The organism is Rhodococcus sp. IEGM 1302, from assembly GCF_030056935.1.
Classification (GTDB): domain Bacteria; phylum Actinomycetota; class Actinomycetes; order Mycobacteriales; family Mycobacteriaceae; genus Rhodococcus_F; species Rhodococcus_F qingshengii.
This window is the reverse complement of record NZ_JASHKY010000044.1, coordinates 20,675-27,828: the sequence shown is the minus strand read 5'-3', so window position 1 is coordinate 27,828 and position 7,154 is coordinate 20,675. Positions and strand designations below refer to the sequence as shown.

Annotated in this window: 8 protein-coding genes; 3 read left to right on the top strand and 5 right to left on the bottom strand. The window is 64.1% G+C overall.

What is annotated here, in order from left to right; all coding sequences use genetic code 11:
- Positions 1-173: 173 nt before the first annotated feature.
- Both QM609_RS28420 and QM609_RS28415 read left to right on the top strand, forming a co-directional pair.
- The gene (locus tag QM609_RS28420; protein ID WP_003946170.1) at positions 174-1,526 is read left to right on the top strand and encodes a M20/M25/M40 family metallo-hydrolase; all 1,353 of its coding nucleotides are present in this window, start codon (positions 174-176) and stop codon (positions 1,524-1,526) included.
- 65 nt (positions 1,527-1,591) lie between these two features.
- Positions 1,592-2,128, top strand: coding sequence for a YbhB/YbcL family Raf kinase inhibitor-like protein (locus QM609_RS28415; protein WP_007733394.1), 537 nt, complete (start codon positions 1,592-1,594; stop codon positions 2,126-2,128).
- Between the two features lie 58 nt (positions 2,129-2,186).
- Here the strand turns inward: QM609_RS28415 and QM609_RS28410 are convergent, their stop codons facing one another.
- The 3 genes from QM609_RS28410 to QM609_RS28400 all read right to left on the bottom strand — a co-directional run bounded on the left by QM609_RS28410 (position 2,187) and on the right by QM609_RS28400 (position 4,594).
- Positions 2,187-3,257, bottom strand: coding sequence for a quinone-dependent dihydroorotate dehydrogenase (locus QM609_RS28410; protein WP_050655283.1), 1,071 nt, complete (start codon positions 3,255-3,257; stop codon positions 2,187-2,189).
- Between the two features lie 63 nt (positions 3,258-3,320).
- Complete coding sequence (locus QM609_RS28405) at positions 3,321-3,569, bottom strand: DUF5703 family protein (RefSeq protein WP_007733391.1); 249 nt, start codon at positions 3,567-3,569, stop codon at positions 3,321-3,323.
- Complete coding sequence (locus tag QM609_RS28400) at positions 3,569-4,594, bottom strand: NHL repeat-containing protein (protein WP_047270507.1); 1,026 nt, start codon at positions 4,592-4,594, stop codon at positions 3,569-3,571. The genes QM609_RS28405 and QM609_RS28400 overlap by 1 nt, the downstream gene beginning before the upstream one ends.
- 183 nt (positions 4,595-4,777) lie before the next feature.
- Here QM609_RS28400 and QM609_RS28395 point away from each other — a divergent pair, with 183 nt between their 5' ends.
- Complete coding sequence (locus QM609_RS28395; RefSeq protein WP_030537527.1) at positions 4,778-5,200, top strand: hypothetical protein; 423 nt, start codon at positions 4,778-4,780, stop codon at positions 5,198-5,200.
- Here QM609_RS28395 and QM609_RS28390 read toward each other — a convergent pair.
- Positions 5,181-6,044 carry a heme ABC transporter ATP-binding protein gene (locus tag QM609_RS28390; RefSeq protein ID WP_050655287.1) on the bottom strand — a complete coding sequence of 288 codons (864 nt, stop codon included), beginning with the start codon at positions 6,042-6,044 and terminating at the stop codon, positions 5,181-5,183. The two genes, QM609_RS28395 and QM609_RS28390, sit on opposite strands and share 20 nt — an antisense overlap.
- Positions 6,041-7,135, bottom strand: a complete 1,095-nt coding sequence (locus tag QM609_RS28385) for a FecCD family ABC transporter permease (RefSeq protein WP_050655282.1) — start codon at positions 7,133-7,135, stop codon at positions 6,041-6,043. Before QM609_RS28385 ends, QM609_RS28390 begins: the two co-directional genes overlap by 4 nt.
- Positions 7,136-7,154 lie beyond the last annotated feature (19 nt).

Genomic DNA, 7,154 nt, shown 5'->3' with positions numbered 1-7,154 from the left:
GTTAATAGGACACTAGCACCTCAAGCTAGCGCGTCTGCCATTCCGCCACTCGGACTCGGCCCCGATTTCTCGGTGCTGGGAAAGAGTATCCGATTAGGTGAGCTGCCCCAAATCGCCAGGTTGCGGGGCATTCCGGTCGCCCGCGTCGTTTGATTCGATGGTAGGAAAGTGGAATGACCACAACCCCGAATAATCCGAATCCGAGCAGAGCCGAAGCAGAAGTAGTCGAACTGGTCAGTTCCCTCATCCGCTTCGACACCTCGAACACGGGAGAACTCGAAACCACCAAAGGCGAGCGTGCGTGCGCGGAGTGGGTTGCCGCGCAGCTTCAAGAAGTCGGTTACGAGACGGAATACGTCGAGTCCGGAGCACCCGGCCGAGGAAATGTCTTTGCTCGTTTGAAGGGAGCCGAGTCTGGTCGTGGTGCGTTGATGCTTCACGGTCACCTCGACGTAGTTCCGGCCGAGCCCGCCGACTGGAGCGTCCATCCCTTTGCCGGCACCGTCCAGGACGGTTACGTCTGGGGGCGCGGCGCCGTGGACATGAAGGACATGGTCGGGATGATCCTGGCCCTCGCCAGACAGTTCAAGGCGGAAGGCGTCGTACCGCCGCGTGATCTGGTGTTCGCCTTCGTGGCGGACGAGGAAGCTGGCGGAAAGTACGGATGCCAGTGGCTGGTCGAGCACCGCCCGGATCTGTTCGAGGGAGTGACCGAGGCCGTGGGTGAGGTCGGCGGTTTCTCGCTGACGGTTCCGCGGCCTGACGGAACCGACCGCCGGCTCTACCTCGTGGAGACTGCGGAAAAGGGCCTAGGTTGGATGCGTCTGACTGCCAAGGGACGCGCCGGGCACGGCTCCTTCCTCCACGACGACAACGCGGTCGCGACACTCGCCGGCGCGGTCTCGAGGCTTGCTGCCCACCAGTTCCCGATCGTGATCTCTGATTCGGTCGCGGAGTTCCTGACCGCCGTCGGCGAGGAGACCGGATTGGACTTCGATCCGGGATCACCCGACATCGACGGGACTCTCGCGAAGTTGGGGACGATCGCCAACATCATCGGGGCGACGTTCCGTGACACGGCGAACCCGACGATGCTCAAGGCCGGATACAAGGCGAACGTCATTCCGCAGACTGCCGAGGCGGTCTTCGACTGCCGCGTGCTGCCGGGACGGCAGGCCGAATTCGAGCGCACGGTGGACCAACTGATCGGTCCCGACGTGACCCGCGAGTGGATCACCAAGCTGGATTCGTACGAAACAACGTTCGACGGCCACCTCGTAGACGCCATGAACGAGGCGATCCTCGCCCACGATCCGGAGGCTCGCACAGTTCCGTACATGCTCTCCGGCGGAACCGACGCGAAGGCATTCGCGAAACTGGGCATTCGCTGCTTCGGCTTCGCGCCGTTGCAGTTGCCGCCCGAGCTGGATTTCAGCGCGCTGTTCCACGGCGTCGACGAGCGAGTTCCGGTGGACGCACTACTGTTCGGGACACGTGTTCTGGAACATTTCCTGCTCAATTCCTGACGAGCACGTAGATAGATCCGTGAGCTCGACGCACATCGAGCTCTCTTGTCACAGAAAGGATTCGCATGGCGCACGATCCGTACGAACCATTGCCGAAGTTGCCGAGTTTCGAGCTGACCAGTGACGACATCACTGCGGGCCAGCCGCTGAAGCTTGCTCAGGCCAGTGGAGCCTTCGGTGTCCCCGGTGGCGAAGACATCTCACCGCAGCTCTCGTGGTCCGGCTTTCCGGCCGAGACGAAGAGCTTCGTGGTGACGGTGTTCGATCCGGACGCACCGACTGCGTCGGGGTTCTGGCACTGGGCCGTGGCGAACATCCCCGCTTCCGTCACCGAGCTCCCGGCCGGTGCCGGCGCGGCGGACAGCGATGTCCTGCCCGCCGGAACCGTCACACTCCGCCACGACGGTGGTGGGTTCGGTTTCATCGGTGCAGGCCCGCCTCCCGGGCACGGTCCGCATCGCTACATCGTCGCGGTGCATGCCCTCGACGTGGAGACGCTCGACGGAGTCACCCCTGATTCGTCGCCGGCGTTCCTCGGTTTCAACGTGTTCCATCACGCGATTGCGCGTGCAACCCTGACCGGGACGTTCGAGGTCGAATAGTCACTTTGCTGTGCGCCTTTATTAACCGCGGGCGGTTAATAAAGGCGCACAGCACTCTCTAGCGAGGGTTCTCAGCTCCCACAGCCTGGGCGATCGACGAGAAACCCGCTGCGCGGACCCGCTTGGCTATCCCCTTGTGGATGCTGCGAGCCCAGAACGGTCCGCCGTAGATGAAGCCGGTGTATCCCTGCACCAGTGTCGCGCCGGCGAGGATCCGTTCCCACGCCTGATCGGCCGTCTCGATACCGCCGACCGAGATGATGGTCATCTTGTCGCCCACTCGGACGTACAGGCGCCGAAGTACTTCGAGTGAGCGCTCGGCGACCGGTGCACCGGACAGCCCGCCTGCGCCGAGTGCAGCTACCTCGGCGTCCGGGGTCTTCAAACCGTCGCGACGGATCGTGGTGTTGGTCGCGACGATTCCGGCAAGCCCGAGTTCGATTGCCAGATCGGCGACCGCGTCGACGTCCTCGTCCGAGAGGTCGGGCGCGATCTTCACCAGTACCGGCACGCTGACGGTGTCGAGCACGGCCTGCAGGATCGGGCGCAGTGATTCGACGGCCTGCAGATCACGGAGTCCGGGCGTGTTCGGCGAGCTGACATTCACGACCATGAAGTCGGCCAGCGGACCCAGAAGCTGCGCGCTGGCGGTGTAGTCGGCAGCGGCGTCGGCGGCTTCGACGATCTTGGTCTTGCCGATGTTGGCACCGATCGGCACCGTGACGCGGCGCTGTCGCAGGAAATTCGCCGCGTGACCAGCGCCGTGGTTGTTGAAGCCCATCCGGTTGATCAGAGCGCGGTCGGCCGGAAGACGGAAGAGACGCGGCGCGGGGTTACCGGGCTGAGCCTGGGCCGTCACTGTTCCGACCTCGGCGAAACCGAATCCCAACGGGCCCCAGGCGTCGACTCCGGTGGCGTCCTTGTCGAATCCTGCGGCCAGGCCGAGAGGTGCCGGGAACGTCAGACCGAAAGCCTGACTGCGCAGAACCGGGTCGTCGACGACAAGGACTTTTGCGACCAGACAGCGAAGGGGAGCGAACCGTGTCACCAGTTTCATCGCGGTGAAGGCAATGTGGTGGATGCGTTCCGGTGGGACCCGGAACATCAGGCTCAGCAGCAGTTGGTACACGATTCTCCAGCTCTTCGATGGTGTGATTTTGTCAGCGGCGGGCTCTGGTCGTCTGTTGGACGATCAGTGCTGAATGCCGTCCGGATCGGTCACGTGCAGCGGCGTCTTCTTTCGCTTGAGGAGCACGCGACGACTGCCGTCGGGGTAGAGACGGACTCGGGAGAGTTCCCATCCGCCGAACTCGGCGGAGATCGCCAGACGCATCGACGCCGTGACCCGCGAAACGTTCGGCGGTAGTCGAAGGGGCACATAGTCGAACTTGTCGTCCGACGTCTCCCACTGCGCGGGGATCCCGCGCGCTCGCTTTTCCATCAGTTCTCCCGTGACGGGATGACCTGCAGCCCGTCACCGGTTGCCGATCCGACGATCAGATTGCCGTTGGAAGAGTCTACGGCCAACGAATTCGGCTGTCGCACCGTCTTGAACCGTCCGGTCTCCACGGGGATGCCGGACGACAGATCGAAGCCGACCACTTCGTTGGTCGCGGTCAGTGTCACCCACACCCGATCCGCGGTCTCGTCGTAGGCAACGGCGTACGGCGACTCGCCGACGGGGTAGCGCTGGTGCATCAGGAGCGGATCGGCAGTGAAGACGAGCAGTTCGTTGCCGGTGGTGTCGGTGACCAGAATGCGTCCGAAGCGATCGGTGGCCAGATGAGTTGCGCCCTCACCGGCGCGGAGAGCGACGCCGAGTTTGCCGTCTTCGAGGTTGATCGCCGTCAACGAGGTCTGACGGTGATCGAGGGCGCTCAGGTTGTCGCCGGTGACCGCGAGTTCGTCGACGGATGCGAATCCCGAAACCGTCTGTGACTGATCGGTCTTCGGGTCGACGATGTGAACTGAACCATTGTCCGTGCCGATCGCGATGCGGCCGTCGTTGAGTTCGACCGCTGAATTCGCCTGCCCGTCTACCGGGATGGACGTCTGTTCGCCCGAAGTCAGATTCAGCTTCACGACCTGGCGATCCATCGACAGAAGAGCGCTACCGTCAGAGCCGATCGAAACGTCGCGTACGTCGGAATCCAGGGCTGTTGGACGGCCTGCAGAGGCGGGGTCGGCGCCGGCCAAACTGTCCGTAGGAACGACCAGCACCGATCGGGGGTCGTTGGCAACCACTACAGCGCTGCGCGTGATCGGGTCGAATGTGATGGAATCGATCAGACCTGAATACGGGTGAACCACGCCGTCCGGGGTACTGATGGTGGCCGGTGAGGCCGCTGCCGTTGCGGGATCGATCGTGATGAGGTCGTCTCCGCCATCTCCGGAAGAACATCCTGTGACCAGCAGAACCGCCGCCCCCATTGCTGCTGCAGTGGTGCGGATCCCTAGGCGAGCCATGTGTAGTTCCTCTTTTTCTTGTCATCTGTTCTTCACGCAGTGCGACTGTCATCGATCATCCCTGATCGCAGTCGGGCGCCGTTCATCGCGTCGAGGAACTACCGACCATTCCGCTCACACCCCTGACGCGATACCGTACGAACAGCGATTGCGGTTGACGCTGCAATCACCGAGGAGATCATTGTGATTCCCACAGAACCCACCGATTCCGGCGCGCAGTCGCCCGAACCGGCGCGGCCGGGCTTCGAGATCGAGGACCTCACCGTCGGCGCTCACGCACACGGTTTCGGCAGGTCCGACGGTCGAACTTTCGCGTTCCGCGTACGAAAGAGCATGCTGTTCGTCGAGGTATACGGCGAATACTGCGAGCACAGTGTGCCGACCCCTGCAGACGTTGTCGCCACCGCGGAGCGATCGGTGACCGACATCGATCTGACCGACGAGCGAAGCATCGCCGGTGTGGTCCGCGACGCAGTTCTGTCCACGGAGGCTGATTGGTCACAGCCCGGTCCCGGTGACGGAGTTCGTGACGGCGACGGCCGCAGCCTGCCGACGGTGAGAGCCGTCCTGAACAGGCTGGGATCGATCATCGATTCTGTTCGGTGAATTCTCGGCGCGGGATGACCAGCGTTGCTCCGGTTGTCGGATGCGGGAACACCTCGACCGGATAATCGTAGACGCGGGTCAGAAGCTCTTCGTGCAACACCGATTCCGGGGGACCGTCAGCGGCGATGCGGCCGTTTTCGAGCACGACGATCCGATCCGCGTACGCCGCTGCCAACGCGAGGTCGTGCAAAACGACGACGACGGCATCGCCGTCCGCAGCGCGAGCGCGCGCCACGGACATCACCGCCTCCTGGTGTCCGAGATCGAGAGCTGCAGTCGGCTCGTCCAGCAGGATGGTCGACGTTTCCTGTGCCAGTACCCGGGCCAGCGCGACCCGCGCCTGCTCGCCGCCGGACAGCACGGCGAACGGCCGATTGGCGAACCCCTCGACATCGCAGGTCTTCATCGCCGCGGTGATAGCAGCGCCGTCGCGGTCTTCTCGGCGAGTTCCGGTCCATGGCGCACGTCCCATACGAACCACCTGGCGAGCGCTGAACGAAAATCCGATGGTGTGTTTCTGGGGGAGCACCGCGCGTCGGCGCGCCATGTCGATCGGCGACCACTGAGTGAGGTCGGTGCCGTCAACGTCCACCCGCCCAGCGATGACGGGCTGATCACCGGCCAACGCCGCAAGAAGAGTCGACTTACCGGCGCCGTTCGGTCCGACGAGAACGACTAGCTCGCCTGCCCGGACTTCGATGGACACGCCTTCCAGAATCTGCCGACCACCGCGTTCGACTGTGATGTCGCGCGCCTCGAGGGTGACATCACCGACGGCTGGGCTCTTCGGTTCGGGGGTGACGCGGCCGAACAGTTCGCGCCAGTTTCTTACGAGGCTGCTCATGCCCACCCGCCCTGTTGCGCGCGCGTGCGTCGGAGAAGCCAGAAGAAGAAGGGGCCGCCCACCAGAGCGGTCAGCATTCCGAGGGGCAGGTCTGCGTTGTCGATCAGCGACCGCGAGCCCAGATCTGCGACAAGCAGAACCAGTGCGCCGGCGAGGGCGCTCGCCGGAATCAGCGCGCGGTGGCCAGGTCCGACGAGAATGCGCATCAGGTGCGGAACGACCAGGCCGACGAAGAGGATGATTCCCGTGAAGGCAACACTCGCCGAGACCAAGAGAGCGACGATCAGTACCGCGAACTGGCGAAGCCGTTCGACGTTGACGCCCAGATGACGGGCCGCGTGTTCACCGAGCGCCAGCAGGTCGAGACGTGGGGCGATCATCATGGTCGCGGCGATCCCGACGACGGTCATCGGCGCCACGATCAGGACTGCGTTCCAGGAAGCGCCGTTGAGTGAGCCGAGTTGCCAGAACACGATCTGATCGCGAGCGGACGGGCTGGCGACGAAGGTGAAGAACGCGATGAGCCCGCCGGCGAACGCGTTGATCGCGACGCCCGTCAGCACCAACGTCACTACTTCCGTTCGGCCTTCGTGCCGAGCCAGCAGGTAGACCGCCGCGGTGGTGACCAGCCCGGCGACGAACGCAGCCGCAGCAACGGCCCAGCCGGCCACGAACGTTCCCCCGACGACGATGACAGCACTCGCGCCAACTGCCGCGCCCGCAGACACTCCGATCACTCCGGGTTCTGCGAGCGGATTGGAGAACACACCCTGCAGGAGCGCACCGGAACATCCCAGCGCCGCGCCGACACAGATGGCGAGCACGACGCGGGGGAATCGAACCTCCCACAAAGTCACTTCACCGCTGGGATGGGCGGGCATCGGACCGAGGTCGAGCCCGATGCGATGCAGGATGCTGCCCAAAACCTCGAGTGGCGACGTCGGAACTTGACCGATGCACGCCGACAGCACCGCGACGATCACCAGGGCGAGAGTCAAGCTGACCAGAACCGCACTCACCCGCGACCGCGACGCGGGGGCAGACGCCGACTTGTCGGCGCCCCCGACGTCGTGTGAATCCTCGGCCGACACAGTCTTACCTGCTTCGGAA

Excerpts from the sequence above, each read along its gene's own strand:
- QM609_RS28405 (WP_007733391.1), bottom strand. The coding sequence starts at position 3,569 with ATGGAAAAGCGAGCGCGCGGGATCCCCGCGCAGTGGGAGACGTCGGAC.
- QM609_RS28420 (WP_003946170.1), top strand. The coding sequence starts at position 174 with ATGACCACAACCCCGAATAATCCGAATCCGAGCAGAGCCGAAGCAGAA.
- QM609_RS28390 (WP_050655287.1), bottom strand. The coding sequence starts at position 6,044 with ATGAGCAGCCTCGTAAGAAACTGGCGCGAACTGTTCGGCCGCGTCACC.
- QM609_RS28400 (WP_047270507.1), bottom strand. The coding sequence starts at position 4,594 with ATGGCTCGCCTAGGGATCCGCACCACTGCAGCAGCAATGGGGGCGGCG.
- QM609_RS28415 (WP_007733394.1), top strand. The coding sequence starts at position 1,592 with ATGGCGCACGATCCGTACGAACCATTGCCGAAGTTGCCGAGTTTCGAG.